11 protein-coding genes are annotated in these 14,293 nt (G+C 64.3%); 8 read left to right on the top strand and 3 right to left on the bottom strand.

Annotation, left to right across the window (positions count from 1 at the left end):
* Nucleotides 1-87: 87 nt before the first annotated feature.
* On the bottom strand, nt 88-558 hold the full coding sequence (locus PPN31114_RS05105; protein WP_150678365.1) for a Cd(II)/Pb(II)-responsive transcriptional regulator: 471 nt from the start codon (nt 556-558) through the stop codon (nt 88-90).
* 68 nt (nt 559-626) lie between these two features.
* Between PPN31114_RS05105 and PPN31114_RS05100 the strand changes: the two genes are divergently transcribed.
* Nucleotides 627-3,116: a heavy metal translocating P-type ATPase gene (locus PPN31114_RS05100; protein ID WP_150678364.1), complete on the top strand. Its 2,490-nt coding sequence runs from the start codon at nt 627-629 to the stop codon at nt 3,114-3,116.
* Between the two features lie 70 nt (nt 3,117-3,186).
* On the opposite strand, the gene PPN31114_RS05095 is transcribed toward PPN31114_RS05100, so the two are convergent.
* The gene (locus PPN31114_RS05095) at nt 3,187-4,215 is read right to left on the bottom strand and encodes a CHAD domain-containing protein (protein ID WP_174987692.1); all 1,029 of its coding nucleotides are present in this window, start codon (nt 4,213-4,215) and stop codon (nt 3,187-3,189) included.
* A 280-nt stretch (nt 4,216-4,495) separates the two neighbouring features.
* A complete protein-coding gene (locus PPN31114_RS05090) occupies nt 4,496-4,774 on the bottom strand; it encodes an HU family DNA-binding protein (RefSeq protein WP_058378908.1) in 279 nt (92 codons plus the stop codon).
* A 549-nt stretch (nt 4,775-5,323) separates the two neighbouring features.
* Between PPN31114_RS05090 and PPN31114_RS05085 the strand changes: the two genes are divergently transcribed.
* From PPN31114_RS05085 to PPN31114_RS05055, 7 genes are all read left to right on the top strand, one after another.
* Nucleotides 5,324-6,166 (top strand): phosphodiesterase, encoded by an 843-nt coding sequence (locus PPN31114_RS05085; protein ID WP_150678362.1) that lies wholly within the window; start codon nt 5,324-5,326, stop codon nt 6,164-6,166.
* A 318-nt stretch (nt 6,167-6,484) separates the two neighbouring features.
* On the top strand, nt 6,485-7,906 hold the full coding sequence (locus PPN31114_RS05080; protein ID WP_150678361.1) for a PelD GGDEF domain-containing protein: 1,422 nt from the start codon (nt 6,485-6,487) through the stop codon (nt 7,904-7,906).
* Nucleotides 7,899-9,053 (top strand): lipopolysaccharide N-acetylglucosaminyl transferase, encoded by a 1,155-nt coding sequence (locus tag PPN31114_RS05075; RefSeq protein ID WP_150678360.1) that lies wholly within the window; start codon nt 7,899-7,901, stop codon nt 9,051-9,053. Before PPN31114_RS05080 ends, PPN31114_RS05075 begins: the two co-directional genes overlap by 8 nt.
* Complete coding sequence (pelF, locus tag PPN31114_RS05070; protein WP_246182403.1) at nt 9,050-10,756, top strand: GT4 family glycosyltransferase PelF; 1,707 nt, start codon at nt 9,050-9,052, stop codon at nt 10,754-10,756. Before PPN31114_RS05075 ends, pelF begins: the two co-directional genes overlap by 4 nt.
* Nucleotides 10,756-12,132 carry an exopolysaccharide Pel transporter PelG gene (gene pelG / locus PPN31114_RS05065; protein WP_150678359.1) on the top strand — a complete coding sequence of 459 codons (1,377 nt, stop codon included), beginning with the start codon at nt 10,756-10,758 and terminating at the stop codon, nt 12,130-12,132. The genes pelF and pelG overlap by 1 nt, the downstream gene beginning before the upstream one ends.
* A 104-nt stretch (nt 12,133-12,236) precedes the next feature.
* Complete coding sequence (gene galE, locus PPN31114_RS05060) at nt 12,237-13,259, top strand: UDP-glucose 4-epimerase GalE (RefSeq protein ID WP_150678358.1); 1,023 nt, start codon at nt 12,237-12,239, stop codon at nt 13,257-13,259.
* 158 nt (nt 13,260-13,417) lie between these two features.
* Nucleotides 13,418-14,188: a ferredoxin--NADP reductase gene (locus tag PPN31114_RS05055; protein WP_150678357.1), complete on the top strand. Its 771-nt coding sequence runs from the start codon at nt 13,418-13,420 to the stop codon at nt 14,186-14,188.
* Nucleotides 14,189-14,293: the final 105 nt, after the last annotated feature.

The raw sequence follows: 14,293 nt of genomic DNA, 5'->3' as shown, positions 1-14,293 counted from the left end.
TGCGTCGAAACGGTGCCGGTTGTGCGCGCAAAGTGGCGTGAGGTGAGGGCGGGAGGGCGGGAGACGCCGCAAACGCGGCAAACACGATTACGCGTGTTGGTGATCGTGCTCACACTCGACCGCGATCGGATCGGTGTCGTTGTGACAGGCGCAAGCTTCGCCATGCGCGCCTTGCATCAGCGCGCGCAGAATGCCGCAATCGCTCGTGTCGTGACGGCTCTGACATTGGGCCTGCAAATGCAACAACTGTTGCTCGAGTGCCTGCAATTCGTGAATGCGGGCGTGCACGCGCGTCAGATGCGCTTCGATCAACTGATTGGCGTCCTCGCAGGTCACGGTCGTGTCGTGCGCGAGTTCGCCCAGCCGTTTGGCGTCGGCCAGCGGCATATCGAGCGAGCGGCAATGGCGGATGAAGCGCAACGCTTCCAAATGTTCCGTGCCGTAGGTGCGATAACCCCCGTCAGTACGCGGCGGCGCGGCCAACAGGCCCGCCCGCTCGTAATAACGGATAGTTTCGACGTCGGTCTCGGCCGCACGCGCCAGTTCACCGATTTTCATGCTTGACTCCGTAGTGACTACAGGGTTTTGAATAGAGAGTAACACGAATCACGTAACCAGGAGTGAACATGCCCAATCCCTCGGATCCGGCCCGCCGGGCGGCCCCGGAGGCGGTGTGTGACCACGCGCACGGCCCCGAGCATACCCATTCGCATGACGATCATGGGCGCGGAAAGCGCGACGCCCACGCCCATGCGCATGAGCAGACGCACAACCATGGGGCTCAGGCCCGTCGCGACGACCATTCTCACGACCACGGGCACGATCACGGACACGATCACCGCCATGACACGGCGGCTGGCGCGCATTCGCACGCCCACGATCACGGCCACGCGCATGACGCCTCGGCGTGCTGCGCCGACCCGGCCAGCTTGATGCCTCAGGCGGTGGCCCCGGCGACCGACGCCCCGCAGGCGCGCTTTCGCATCGATCAGATGGATTGCCCGACCGAAGAGCGCCTCATCCGCGACCAGTTGGAGCGCCAGCCGGGCATCGACACCCTGTATTTCAACCTGCTCAAGCGCGAGTTGACGGTCGTGTTCGGTGCCAAGGCGTCCGAGGCGGAAGTCAGCCGCCAGAGCGATACCGTGGCCGACACCCTGCGTAAGCTCGGCATGACGCCGGTGCCGCTCACCGGCGATGCTGCAAATGCTGCACCGCCGCCCGCAAGCCGCAAAGGCGACGTCGCACGGCTGATCGCCGGGGGCGTGCTGGCTGCGGCCAGTGAAGCGGCCGTCTGGTCGGGCGTGCCCGAACACAGCCCGTGGGTCGGTGCCATCGTCGTGGCAGCCATCGCGTTGTGCGGTCTGCCCACGCTCAAGAAGGGCTGGATTGCGCTGCGCCATTTCACGTTGAACATCCACTTCTTGATGTCGCTCGCTGTGATCGGCGCGCTCGCCATCGGCCAATGGCCGGAGGCCGCGATGGTCATCGTGCTGTTCGCCATCTCGGAGAAACTCGAAGCGGCGTCGCTCACGCGCGCCCGCCGTGCCGTCGAAGCGCTAATGCGCTTGGCGCCGGACGTGGCCTCGGTTGAACAACCAGACGGCAGCTGGGCCGACCAACCTGTCGCTGCCTTGAGCATCGGTGCGCGTGTGCGCGCCCGTCCGGGCGAGCGGATTGCGATCGACGGCGTGATCGAGCAGGGCAGTTCGGCCCTCAATCAGGCGTCGATCACCGGCGAGAGCGTTCCCGTCGACAAGACCGTTGGCGACGACGTCTTCGCAGGCAGCATCAACGAAAGCGGCCTGATCGTGTACCGCACGAGCGTGGCGCCGGGCGATACCACGCTGGCACGCATCGTTCGCATCGTGGAGACGGCGCAACAGCAGCGCTCGCCGACGCAGCGCTTCGTCGACAAGTTCTCGCGCATCTACACGCCGGTCGTGGTGCTCTGCGCGCTGCTGGTCGCCATCGTGCCGCCGTTGGCCTTCGGACTTGCTTGGACGCCGTGGATTTACAAAGCGCTGGTGATGCTCGTGATCGCTTGCCCGTGTGCGCTGGTGATTTCGACGCCGGTCACCGTAGTGAGCGGTCTGACCGCCGCCGCGCGCGCCGGCATTCTGATCAAGGGTGGGGCGTTTCTGGAAAGTGGTCGGCTGATTCGCGCGGTGGCGCTCGATAAGACGGGAACGCTCACCCGGGGCGAGCCGCATCTAACCGATGTGGTGCCGCTCGGCGCAACCACGGATACGGCGCGTAACGACGTGCTGACGCTAGCCGCCGCGCTCGACGCGCAAACGACGCACCCGATTGCCCGCGCGGTGGTCGACGGCTATCAAGCCGCAGGTCTGGGCCCGTTGCCTGCGGTGACCGATTTCGAAGCGTTGCCGGGCATGGGCGTGAAAGGCCGCATCGGGCAGACGCTGTACTACCTCGGCAACCATCGCCTCATCGAGTCGCTTGGCGTGTGCAATGCGACGGTCGAAGCGGAGTTGACCCGTCTCGAAGCGCAGGCACGCACGGCCATTGTGTTGGCGAGCGAAACACAAGCCTTGGCAGTGCTGGCCGTGGCCGATACGTTGCGCGAAGAAAGCCGTGAAGCGTTGGCAGCGCTGGCGAAGATGGGCATTCGTACGGTGATGCTGACCGGCGACAACCGGGCGACGGCGCAGGTCATCGGCGAGCAAGCCGGTGTGAGCGACGTGCGCGCCGAGATGCTGCCGGAAGACAAGTGGCAAGCCATTACGGCGTTGCGTGCGGAATTCGGCCACGTCGGTATGGTGGGCGACGGCATCAACGATGCCCCGGCCTTGGCCGCCGCCGATGTGGGTTTTGCGATGGGCGTCACCGGCACCGACAGCGCGCTGGAGACCGCCGACGTCACCCTGATGGACGACGATCTGCGCAAATTGCCCGCGTTTCTGGCCCTTTCACGGCGCTCGGCGACGGTACTCAAGCAGAACATCGCGATCGCACTCGGCATCAAGGCGGTGTTCTTCGCACTGGCGGTGGTGGGGGCGGCGTCGCTGTGGATGGCGGTGTTTGCCGACGTGGGCGCGAGCCTGCTGGTGATTGCCAATGGCATGCGGTTGCTGCGTGCGCGAACCGCGCAGTGATGTGCTGCCGGTAGCTGGTAGGGCCGACGCCGACGGGGAAACCCGGCGGCGTTTCGCCTTTCTCTGAGCGTTAGCGTTTGCGAATGCCGCGCTCGAGCGATTCCGCATCGGGCAGTCGGCACAGCACGTGGGCGGCGCGACTCGTCGCGTTCACGATGAAGGTGTCGAGGCGTCCGGTCAGTACGTCGCGCTGGGCTTGCGAGAGCGGCATCGCCTCGCAGGCCTGCTGCGCGACCACCGCATCGTTGAGTTGGCCGAGCAAGTTTTGCGCGGCACGCAAGGTGTCCTGATAGGGCGTGCGTATTGCCTTGCGCAACCACGGCGTCAACGCTTCGGCGCTGTAACGGGCCTTTTTGATCCGCACGCGCAATGCGTGCAATTGATCGGTGTCGAGCATCGCCAACTGGCGACAATCCGGAAATAACGCAATGTAGCGCACGCGAATCACGTCACGTGCGTGCTTGGCCATCGCGCGCGGCCGCTTGCCCGGTGTCCGCGACGGGCGTCGCAGCGCTTTGGCCGCCTGCACATCCGTATATCCCTGCTCGTCGATGCCGAACGCGCGTCGCAACAATCGATGCAACGCCACCTGACGCTCGCTTAGCAGTGCCTCGTCGGCTTGGCTGTGGGCGTCGCTGCGTAGCTTGGCCACGTAGGCATCCACCGCAGGCCAGTCGATGTCGGGATGTTCTGTGCGCAACGCGGGCAACGTGGTCGTGGCCAGGACGTCGGCATCGCGCGCCGGTCCCATGGCATGACTCAGCCAGTGCAATTCTTGTTTGAGCTTGCGATGCCAGCGAGGCTTCAGCCATGGCGCGAAGACATCGATGAGCGCGCGCAGGCGACGTGTGGCAATTCGCAGATGATGGATGGCCTCGGGTGCGATGACGTCGCCACCACGAGTTGAAGCTGAATGAGCAGTCGAGAGCGTCGGCCACTGGGCGATCGTTTCGGCGGCAAGTGTGACGAGCAGGCGTGACGCGGGCATTCGGCGCATCTGTCCGGTATCGAGCCGTGAGCCGATGTCCGCAGCAGGTCGCGCAGATTGCGAGGAATTCTCGGGGGTGGCGGCGCTGGCCGCAGACGTCTCGCGTGTCATGTCACGCACCATAGCATAGGTCGCTAGGCCAAGAGAGTCGGAAGATATTACGTGGGGCAGGGCAATCGGGTATCGCCAGGGAAGGCGGCGGCAGTGCTAACGCGGGCGCCCGGTTCCCGAAGTGATTCGGCGCTGGACACCCGCGAGGCGCGCAGCTCACATCAGTCGTGGTCCTCGCGAGAGGGTGACGTGAGACGTATCTTTTTGCTGCAAACCGGAGACCGGCAGCGCAGGCAAAAAAGATAGGCCGGCCCGAAGGCCGGCCTGCGCGCAACTGGCTTTACTTCTTGTTCACAGCGTCCTTGAACGCCTTGCCAGCCGTGAACTTCACGGTCTTGGCAGCCGGGATCTTGATCGCTTCGCCGGTCTTCGGGTTGCGGCCGGTACGCGCAGCGCGCTTGCCCGAACCGAACGAGCCGAAGCCGATCAACTGAACCGCGTCACCCTTTGCGACTGCCTTCTTGACGGTCTCGAGCAGAGCGTCGATGGTTTCGCCGGTTTGAGCCTTGCTTGCACCCGTAACACCAGCGACGGCGTCGATCAGTTCCTGTTTGTTCATGTGTGTTTCCCTTGAGAGGTGGTGAATACCGGCGACAACTCTAACACTTTCGCCATTTGACGAGTGTCGGTGTTGTATCCGCGCCATAAGGCACGCGGCGCGCGCCAGAATGTCGCCTTCGCGGCACATCGAAAGAACCCGATCCGGAGATCGCGTCTCGTGACGTGACGAGAGGGCGCCGGCACTTGCCGGGCAGCCGCATTATAGAGCCTTCGGCGGCCTGTGGGCCAGTCCTGGCAACGGTTTGCGGCGATTTTGTTGCGCAATGCCGCGTACTTTCTCGTTCTTGGTGGTAAAACCCCGGTAACTGCGGTCATCTGCGGGCTTAGCGTCGCGCAATCCCTTGCTGGGCGGGCTTTGGGGGTTTCCCTAGCGCGGGAGGACTTGCGCTGACGCCCGACTTTTGGTTGGCGTCGCCTCGTCCTGTCTCGTGTCTCGCCAACTGTCATCCCAGTGTCATTTGCGACACCTAGCGTTGCGGCGCCTGCTACTGCCTACACTAAAGAGCACACGATGCCGCACCGGTGCGCTCATCAAGGATTCGCTTCTATGCTGCTTTGCCAGATCACCGATCTTCACGTCGCGCGTCCCGGTGCGCTCGCCTGCGAGCGCGTCGATACGGCCCGCGCGTTGCGCCAAGCGATCGCCACGATCCACCGCTGGTCGCCACGGCCAGACGCCGTGATCGCCACCGGCGACCTCGTCGATACACCACATCCATCGGAATACGAAGTATTGCGTGAGTGCCTCGCCGAATTGCAAATCCCGCTGTACCTCGTGGTCGGCAATCACGATCATCGTGCGGGCTTGCGGGCGGCGTTTCCCGAGCACACCTATCTTCATGGCGGCCACCCGGGCGGCGGCGACGGCTTCGTGCAGTACCGCGTAGACATCGGTCCCGTGACCGTGCTGGCGCTCGACACGCAGTCGCCGCCGGGCGCGGGCGGTCATTTGTGCGACGCGCGGCTCAGTTGGCTGGACGCTCAGCTACAGGCCTGCGCGGGGCGCCCGACGATCATCGCCATGCACCATCCGCCGTTCGATACGGGTATCGAGTTCATGGATGAACTGGGCCTCTCGTCGCAAGGCCGCGAAGGTTTTGCAGCGGTGGTGTCGCGTTACCCGCACATCGAGCGCGTGATCTGCGGACATCTACATCGCAGCATTCAGGCCGGGGTGGCGGGGGCGCCTGGTGTGATGGCCAGTACCTGTGTGTCGACCGCGCATCAAATCTCGCTCGGGCTTGCACCCGATGCCCCTGGCTCGATCACGCTGGAGCCGCCCGGGTTCGCGCTTCATCTCTGGACGCCGGGCGCTGGCGTGCGCACGCATTTGGCGTATGTCGGACCCTTTGAAGGGCCGTACACGTTCGAGGGTGAGTCGGTCTCCTGAAGGTTGCATACCCCCGGTATCGCCCCCTGTATTTCCGCTTGTCACGAGGCTGTCACAGGGCGCGCAGCCGTGTCAAAAATGGGGACGATAGTAGGACTGACGATGTGTAGAGTGCGGTCCTATCAACCATAAGAAGTCACTTCAGATCAGCAGTCATGGGCTGCGCCGGGGATCCAAATTACCGTCTCGCGCCGGTTCCGCGCGAAAGCCGTTGTCCGTCACGAGGTGCCAATGCCTGCACGGACGCCATACCGAAGCGTCGGTGCGTGAGCCCGCAGGCCACCCGACCCGGCTGATTCTTTTTTTCACGAGCGCCACGTGACAACCGCCACGCCTAACGACGCCGAACCGGCACGCGATGCCCATGCATCGGCGCGCGTTCGTCGCTCGCAACCGCTCGGCAATCTAGGCGTGTGGGGGCGCTGGCTGGCGCCTGCGGTCGCGCGTCCGTTTGCCGCGCTCGAAATCGTGGGCGTGATGGCGCTCGCGATCTTTGTCGCATGGGAATTCCGTCCGGAAGATCCGCTTCTCCGAACCGCGCAGTTTCCTTGGCTGTGGCTCATCGCCATGGTGACGGCGCTGCGTTACGGCGCACTGGCCGGGGCAGGCAGCGGCGCGTTGCTCGCGCTCGCCTGGTACCTGCTGAGCGGCCGGTTCGGCGAGGCGTTTCCGATTGGCTATTTCGCGGGTGGGATGACGGCGGTACTCGTCGCGGGCCATTTTTGCGACGTCTGGTCCTACCGTACGCGCCGCGCGCACAGCATCAACGGCTATTTGAACGACCGTTTGGTCGCCATCACCCACAATCACTATTTGCTCCGCGTCTCGCATGAACGGCTGGAGCGCGATTTGCTCGCGCGTCCTGTCACGTTGCGCGACGCCATCACGCGCTTGCGCGATCTGACCGTGCGCCGCGCGGGCGATGGGCAGCTAAGCGGCGGCATGTCGTTACCGAATGCGCAGCCGATGCTCGAGTTTGCCGCGCTCACCTGCCAGATCGAAGTGGCATCGCTCTTTCCGGTACGAGGCGAGCGTCTCGGCACGACGGCACTCGCGCGTGTGGGCGAGAGTTTCGAGCCCGTTACCGACGACCCGCTGGTCCAGCATTGCCTGCGCGAAGGCACCTTGACGCATGTGCGCTCGGATGCCGCTGCCAGCGAGACGAGCCCCTATCTCGCGTGCGCGCCCCTCGTCGACGCCGATGGGCAATTGGTGAGCGTGCTCATCGTGCGCCGCATGCCGTTTCTCGCCCTCAATCACGACAACCTTCAGTTGTTGCTCGTGCTGCTCGCGTATTACGCCGACGGCGTGGCGCAACAGCCGCTCGTGGCCGAAGTGCGGGCATCGGTGCCGCAAGCGCCGTACGATTTCGCGCTCGAATTGGGACGCCTGGCGCGGCTAAAGCGTGGCAGCGGCATCGAGTCGTCGCTCGTCGCGTTGGTGTTCCCGCGCGGGGCGCGCGGCGATTCGCTGTTCGAGCAGACGGTGCGCCAGCGGCGTGCACTCGACGCCTTATGGACATTGGGCACGCCGCGTCAGCAGATCGCGATTGCGCTCATGCCGATCACCGACGAGCACGGTATCGACGGCTATTTGTTGCGCGTGGAAAACCTTTTACGTCAGCAATACGACGTCGATTTCCAGAGCGCCCACATTGCGATTCACAGCGCCCATGTCGACGCCGACGCCCCGGGGGAAGGGCTGCTCAAACTGGTCGAACGGTGTACCGGTCATGGCTGAATCGACATCGCGCGACGACGTGCCGCCACGCTGGCACCGCCCCGGGCATCGCGGTGCGGCGAACGCGTTGCGCTGGAGCGTGCTGCTCGCCGTGGCTGGCCTTGCGATGGCGGCGCAATGGCAGGCGGCCCAAATCGTTCTGTTTCCTTCGACGCTTAGCGGCATAGCCAACGGGGTGGCGAACAGCACCGCCGAGGTGGCCGGTGCCAGTCACGCGCTCGCCATGACCGACCCGCTGTGGCTCGTATTGGCGTGGCAAGTGGTGTCGGCTTGTCTGGCGGGTGTGTTCATGTCGCATGCCTTGCCTGCGAGTTATCGCCATCGGCGCGGTACGGGGTGGCACACCGCGCTGATCTGCTTCTTCTTGCCGGGCGTGGGGTTGTTCGTACTGTTCGGCGTGATGTTGATCGGCTATCTGTTCCCGATGCCGCGCGATGTGCCGCAGACCGTACAGGTGGCGTCGCCCGGGTTCGTCACGCATTTGGTCGCACGCGTGCGGCACGGCACCGGCATGCGCCTGCGCGCCCGGCTGCGTAATGTGAACGGCGAACGCGATGACCGCGTGGCCGCGCTCGTGTCGGTGCAGGCGCTGCCGTCTCGCGTGACCAGTGAAATCGCGCGCGATCTGCTCGCCGATCCGGTGGAGGAAGTGCGTCTGCTGGCGTACGGCATTCTCGATGGACTCGAGAAACGCATCATGCAGCAGATCTTCCAGATGCGAGACCGCCATGAGGCCGCGCAGGATGAAGACGAGCGCGCCGACACCAGCCGGCGGCTGGCCCAGTTGTACTGGGAGCTGATTTATCAGAATTTGGTGCGCGGCGAGGTGCTGCGCTTCACGCTGGAGCGCGTCGAGTTCTTCGCGCACGCCACGTTGGAGCAGCACGAGGACGACGCGTCGATGTGGTACCTGCTTGGCCGGTGTTCGTTGCTGCGTCATGCGCCCGACGCCGCAGAGATGTATCTGCGGCATGCGCAATTCCACAGTTTCCCCAGCGAACGGCTGCTGCCGTGGCTGGCCGAGGCGGCATTTCAGAAGCGCCGCTACGACCGCGTGACGCAATTGCTTGGCGGGCTAGGCGGTCACGCTGCGCTGGCGGCCGTCTCGCCCACGGTGCAGCCCGCCGTGCGGTTCTGGACGCGATGATGTCCGCGCCGGTGGCCGACGTGGCGTTGCTGCTCGAAGGCACATTTCCCTACGTGCGCGGCGGAGTGTCATCGTGGGTCGATCAACTGATCCGCGCGTTTCCTCAGCAGACGTTTGCCGTGGTGTTCATCGGCAGCCGCCGCGAAGACTACGGCGCGCCGGTGTATGACTTGCCGCCGAATGTCACGCACTTCGAGGCGCATTACCTCTATGAAACGGCGTCGCAAGACGACACCGCGACGCCAAGCCATCACGGCGCACTCCATACCGAGGGCGACGCCCGGGCGTTTGCACAGGTCGGCGAGATGCACGATCTGATGCGCCGCCGCGACGCCGCAGGGGACGAGCGCACGGGCGGGACCGGAGGGACTGGCAACGACGCGTTGCGGCAGATGCTCGCCAATCTCTTGCCGATGCTGCGCGAGGGCCGCGAACTGGCGCAGCCCCAGTTTCTGCACAGCCGCGCCGCGTGGGACTTCATGACCGAGCGTTACGAGCGCCACTGCCTCGACCCATCGTTCACCGATTACTTCTGGACCGTGCGCACGATGCATAAGCCGCTATGGCAACTTGCGCGCATTGCCGACGCCATGCCGCCCGCACGCATGTATCACACGGTGTCCACGGGCTATGCGGGCCTGCTGGGTGCGTTGTTGCGGTTCTCGACCGGGCGGCCGCTGCTGGTGAGCGAGCACGGCAGCTACACCAAGGAGCGCAAGCTCGATTTGCTCCAAAGCGAATGGCTGCGCGATAACCGTGGGGTGTTGGAGCGCGACATCTCGCAGGTTGGCTACTTTCAGAATCTCTGGATGCGCTTCTTCGAGACCATCGGGCGCGTGTGTTACGACGCGGCCGACGATATCGTGGCGCTGTTCGAAGGCAACCGGCAACGGCAACTGGCCGACGGCGCGCCTGCGCACAAGACGCGCAACATTGCGAACGGTGTCGACGTGGCGCGATTTGCGGCGCTGCGGGTGCGGCGCCGTGGCGACCCGAACGCATCGGACGCATCGGACGTGTCGAGCGTGTCGAGCGCATCGAGCGCATCGAGCGTATCGGGCGTATCGGGCGTATCGGGCACATCCGGCGACCCCAGCGACGCGGACCGTGCCGACATCCCCCCGGTAGTGGCGCTCGTCGGGCGGGTGGTGCCGGTCAAGGACATCAAGACGTTTCTGCGGGCCATATTCATCGCCTATCGCCATCGCCCCGACGTGCAGGGGTGGATCATCGGGCCCGAGACGGAAGATCCGGCCTACGCGCAGGAGTGCCGCGACGTGGCCGCGAGTCTCGGCATGGAATATCAGGTGCGGTTCATGGGCTATCGGCCGGTCGAGACGGTGTTGCCGCACATCGGCGTGCTGGCGTTGTCGTCGGTCTCGGAGGCCTTGCCGCTCGTCGTGCTGGAAGCGGCGGCCGCCGGTGTGCCGGTGGTGACGACCGACGTCGGCGCCTGCCGCCATCTGATCGAGGGCGACGCCACGCTCGAAGGCGACTGCGAGCTTGGTCATGCAGGCCGCGTCGTGCCCATTGCCGACCCGGAGGCGCTTGCGGCGGCCATCGTTGACGTGCTGGAGCCTGACGTGTGGCACGCGGCGAGCCGTGCAGGCATGGCGCGAGTCGAGCGTTACTACACCCATGACGCCATGTGCGATGCCTATCGCGGGCTCTACCGGCGCCTGCTCGCGGGGAGTGCTGACTGATGGCAGGTATCGGTTTCGAATTGCGCCGCCTGCTCCGTAGCGACACGTTGTCGGGCACGCTTGTCGCGTATAGCTACGCGGGGATCATCAGCGCTGGCCCGCTCGTGTTGTCGATGGTGGGTGTCGTGCTGGTGGGGCTGATGAGCCTCGCGAACGTGCAGCCGCAAGCGGTGCTCACGCAGTTTCAAGTGTCGGCGACGTACCTGATCGCAGCGAGCGTGATCGTGACCGGGCTGGTGCAACTGGCCTTCACGCGGCATTTGAGCGACCGGTTGTTCGCGGGCGAATCGCGGGCCGTGATGCCTGCGCTGGGTGCGGTGGCGTTGGTCACGACCGTGGTGCTGGGCAGCATCGGGCTAGTGCTGTCGCAAACGCTTTTCGCCGCGTTACCACTCGCTTACCGGTGGTTGATGTGGATTGGCTTCGTGTTGCTGGGCAACCTGTGGATCGTGGTGTTGTTTCTCACCAGCGTGAAACAGTACCGCGCGATTCTCGGTGTCTTTTGCGTCGGCTACAGCCTGAGCGTGGTGAGCGCCGTGTTGTTGGGGCGTTACGGTCTGGTCGGGTTACTCGGCGGGTTCGTCATCGGCCATGCGTGCCTGTTGCTCGGACTGGTGGCGATCGTTGTGCGCCAGTACCGCACCGACACGTGGCTATCGTGGGACGTGTTCGCGCCGAAGGAGCTTTACGTCTCGCTGATCGGCGTGGGCGTGTGTTTCGGGCTCGGGGTGTGGATCGACAAGCTGATGTTTTGGGCATCGCCCGCCACGGGGATGACGATCATCGGGCCGTTGCGCGCGTCGCCGGTCTACGATTTGCCCGTCTTTCTCTCGTACATGTGCGTGATTCCCGGCATGGCGGTGTTTCTGCTGCGCATCGAGACGGATTTTGCCGAAGCCTATACGAGCTTCTTCGACGCGGTGCGGCACGGCGGCACGCTGCGGCAGATTGCAACGGCGCGCGACATGATGACGCGGGCGGTGCGCACCGGTTTGTACGAAATTCTGAAGGTGCAGGCGGTGGTCACGCTGCTCGTCTTCGCGTTCGGTGACGACATGCTGCGTTTGGTCGGCATGCCTGCGGCGTGGCAGCCGTTGTTGCGTGTGGATGTCATCGCGGCTGGCATGCAGGTGTTGCTGCTCGGCGTGCTCAACGTGTTGTTCTATCTCGATCGCCGCCGCGAGGTGCTGGTGATTACCGCGTCGCTGGTGGTGCTCAACGCGGTGTTCACGTGGGTCAGTCTGCGGCTCGGGCCTGACTGGTACGGTTACGGGTTTGCGTTGGCGCTGTTCTGCGTGCTGATACTGGGCATCGTCTGGCTGGGGCGCCGGTTGGGCGCGCTCGAGTACGAGACCTACATGCGTCAGCCGATGTAAGCCCGTGCAAATTGGCGAAGCCTGCAACGGTGGAGTAAGATGCGTGACCTCGCGCAACGTGCGCGACCCCGGGCGCGCCGGGAAGGCGGCGCCAAGGCATTTTCATGAGCAATCAGGGCACCATTCTCGTTACCGGCGGCGCCGGTTATATCGGCTCTCATACGTGTGTCGAGCTGCTAGCGAGCGGCTACGACGTCGTGATCGTCGACAACCTCAGTAACAGTCACCGCGAAGCGGTTTCCCGCATCGAGCGTATTGCTGGCCGTGCGCCGGTGTTCGAGCAGGGCGATGTCTGCTCCGCAGAGGTGATGGACGGCGTGTTTGCCCGTCACCATATCGATGGCGTGATTCACTTTGCGGCGCTCAAGGCCGTGGGCGAGTCGGTGAGCCAGCCGCTGCGGTACTACAGCAACAACCTCGGCAGCCTCGTCACTTTGCTGGCGACAATGGCGCGTCACAACGTCCTCGACTTGGTATTTAGCTCGTCGGCAACGGTGTACGGCAACCCGGGCTCAGTGCCGATTGATGAGACTTTCCCGCTATCGGCGACAAATCCGTATGGCCAAACCAAGCTGATGGCCGAACAGATGATTGCCGACACGGTGGCGGCCGATCCGCGCTGGCGCTGTGCCGTGCTGCGATATTTCAATCCGGTGGGGGCGCACGAGAGCGGCTTGCTCGGCGAAGACCCCGGCGGCGTGCCGAATAATTTGATGCCGTTTGTGGCGCAAGTCGCGGTGGGCAAGCAGGCGCAACTGAAAGTGTTCGGCGGCGACTGGCCGACGCATGACGGCACCGGCGTGCGCGATTATCTGCACGTGGTCGATCTGGCGAAGGGGCATTTGTCGGCGCTGGCCGGTCTGCGTGCGCTCGAGACGGGTTTCACCGTCAATCTGGGCACGGGGCAGGGGCAAAGCGTGCTGGACGTGGTGCGCGCCTTCGAGGCCGCGAGCGGGCGCGAAATCCCCTACGAGATTGTGGCCCGGCGGGCCGGCGACATCGCCACTTGCTACGCCAATCCGGCCAAAGCACAGGCGTTGCTGGGCTGGCGAGCGCAGTACGATCTGGCGCGCATGTGCGCCGATCACTGGCGCTGGCAGCGCCAGAATCCTGACGGATATCAATAATCGTCCCGAAAAACCCCGATGGGGGGCAGGGGACAAATGAAAGCCATTCCCAATTAAGGTAAAATAGTCGGGTTTTCCCGCCCTCGACCGATAGTGCGTGCACCTTGCGCGCCGCCGTCCCGGGCTACGGGGCCATTACCGCATTACCGACCGCCAATATGAGTACACAGAATCAACAGACCGTGCTGGAAGTCCACCACTGGACTGATACGTTGTTCAGCTTCAAGACCACGCGCGACGCTTCGTTCCGTTATGTCAATGGCCAGTTCACGATGATTGGTCTGGAAGTCGAAGGCAAGCCGCTGCTGCGCGCCTACAGTATGGCGAGCGCCAATTACGAGGAAGAGCTGGAGTTCCTGAGCATCAAGGTGCAGGACGGTCCGCTCACCTCGCGTCTGCAACATTTGAAGCCGGGCGACAAGGTCATCGTTGGCCGCAAGCCGACCGGCACGCTCATCAACGACAACCTGCTGCCGGGCAAGAACCTGTATCTGCTCTCGACGGGCACGGGCTTGGCGCCGTTCATGAGCATCATTCGCGACCCGGAAGTGTACGACCGCTACGAGCACATCATTCTCGTGCACGGTTGCCGCTTCACGAGCGAACTGGCTTACCGCGATCTGATCACGCAGCATCTGCCGGAACACGAGTATCTCGGCGAGTACGTGCGCGACAAGCTGATCTACTACCCGACGGTGACGCGCGAAGAGTTCGAGAACCAGGGCCGTATTACGGAACTGGTCGAGTCGGGCAAGATGTTCCAGGACATCGGCCTGCCGGAATTCACGCCGGAAAACGACCGCGTCATGCTGTGCGGCAGCCCGGCCATGCTCAAGGACACCCGCGAGTTGCTGGAAAAGCGCGGCTTCGTCGAAGGCCACAACCACGCACCGGGGCACTACCTCGTCGAGCGCGCGTTCGTCGGTTAAGTCGACTGGCGGTACCGCATCAAACGAAAACCCCACGACTGGAAAGTCGTGGGGTTTTTGTCGTCTGGCCTGTCGTCTAGCCCGACGGTTAGCCCCCTCCCGCAG

Source organism: Pandoraea pneumonica, assembly GCF_902459645.1.
In the GTDB taxonomy this organism is placed as follows: Bacteria; Pseudomonadota; Gammaproteobacteria; order Burkholderiales; family Burkholderiaceae; genus Pandoraea; species Pandoraea pneumonica.
The sequence above is the reverse complement of the archived record's forward strand: the minus strand, read 5'-3'. Positions and strand labels throughout refer to the sequence as shown.

What these genes read in the sequence shown, in the direction of transcription:
- PPN31114_RS05105 (WP_150678365.1), bottom strand. Translation starts at nt 558, where the DNA reads ATGAAAATCGGTGAACTGGCGCGTGCGGCCGAGACCGACGTCGAAACT.
- PPN31114_RS05100 (WP_150678364.1), top strand. Translation starts at nt 627, where the DNA reads ATGCCCAATCCCTCGGATCCGGCCCGCCGGGCGGCCCCGGAGGCGGTG.
- PPN31114_RS05095 (WP_174987692.1), bottom strand. Translation starts at nt 4,215, where the DNA reads ATGACACGCGAGACGTCTGCGGCCAGCGCCGCCACCCCCGAGAATTCC.
- PPN31114_RS05090 (WP_058378908.1), bottom strand. Translation starts at nt 4,774, where the DNA reads ATGAACAAACAGGAACTGATCGACGCCGTCGCTGGTGTTACGGGTGCA.
- PPN31114_RS05085 (WP_150678362.1), top strand. Translation starts at nt 5,324, where the DNA reads ATGCTGCTTTGCCAGATCACCGATCTTCACGTCGCGCGTCCCGGTGCG.
- PPN31114_RS05075 (WP_150678360.1), top strand. Translation starts at nt 7,899, where the DNA reads ATGGCTGAATCGACATCGCGCGACGACGTGCCGCCACGCTGGCACCGC.
- pelF (WP_246182403.1), top strand. Translation starts at nt 9,050, where the DNA reads ATGATGTCCGCGCCGGTGGCCGACGTGGCGTTGCTGCTCGAAGGCACA.
- pelG (WP_150678359.1), top strand. Translation starts at nt 10,756, where the DNA reads ATGGCAGGTATCGGTTTCGAATTGCGCCGCCTGCTCCGTAGCGACACG.
- galE (WP_150678358.1), top strand. Translation starts at nt 12,237, where the DNA reads ATGAGCAATCAGGGCACCATTCTCGTTACCGGCGGCGCCGGTTATATC.
- PPN31114_RS05055 (WP_150678357.1), top strand. Translation starts at nt 13,418, where the DNA reads ATGAGTACACAGAATCAACAGACCGTGCTGGAAGTCCACCACTGGACT.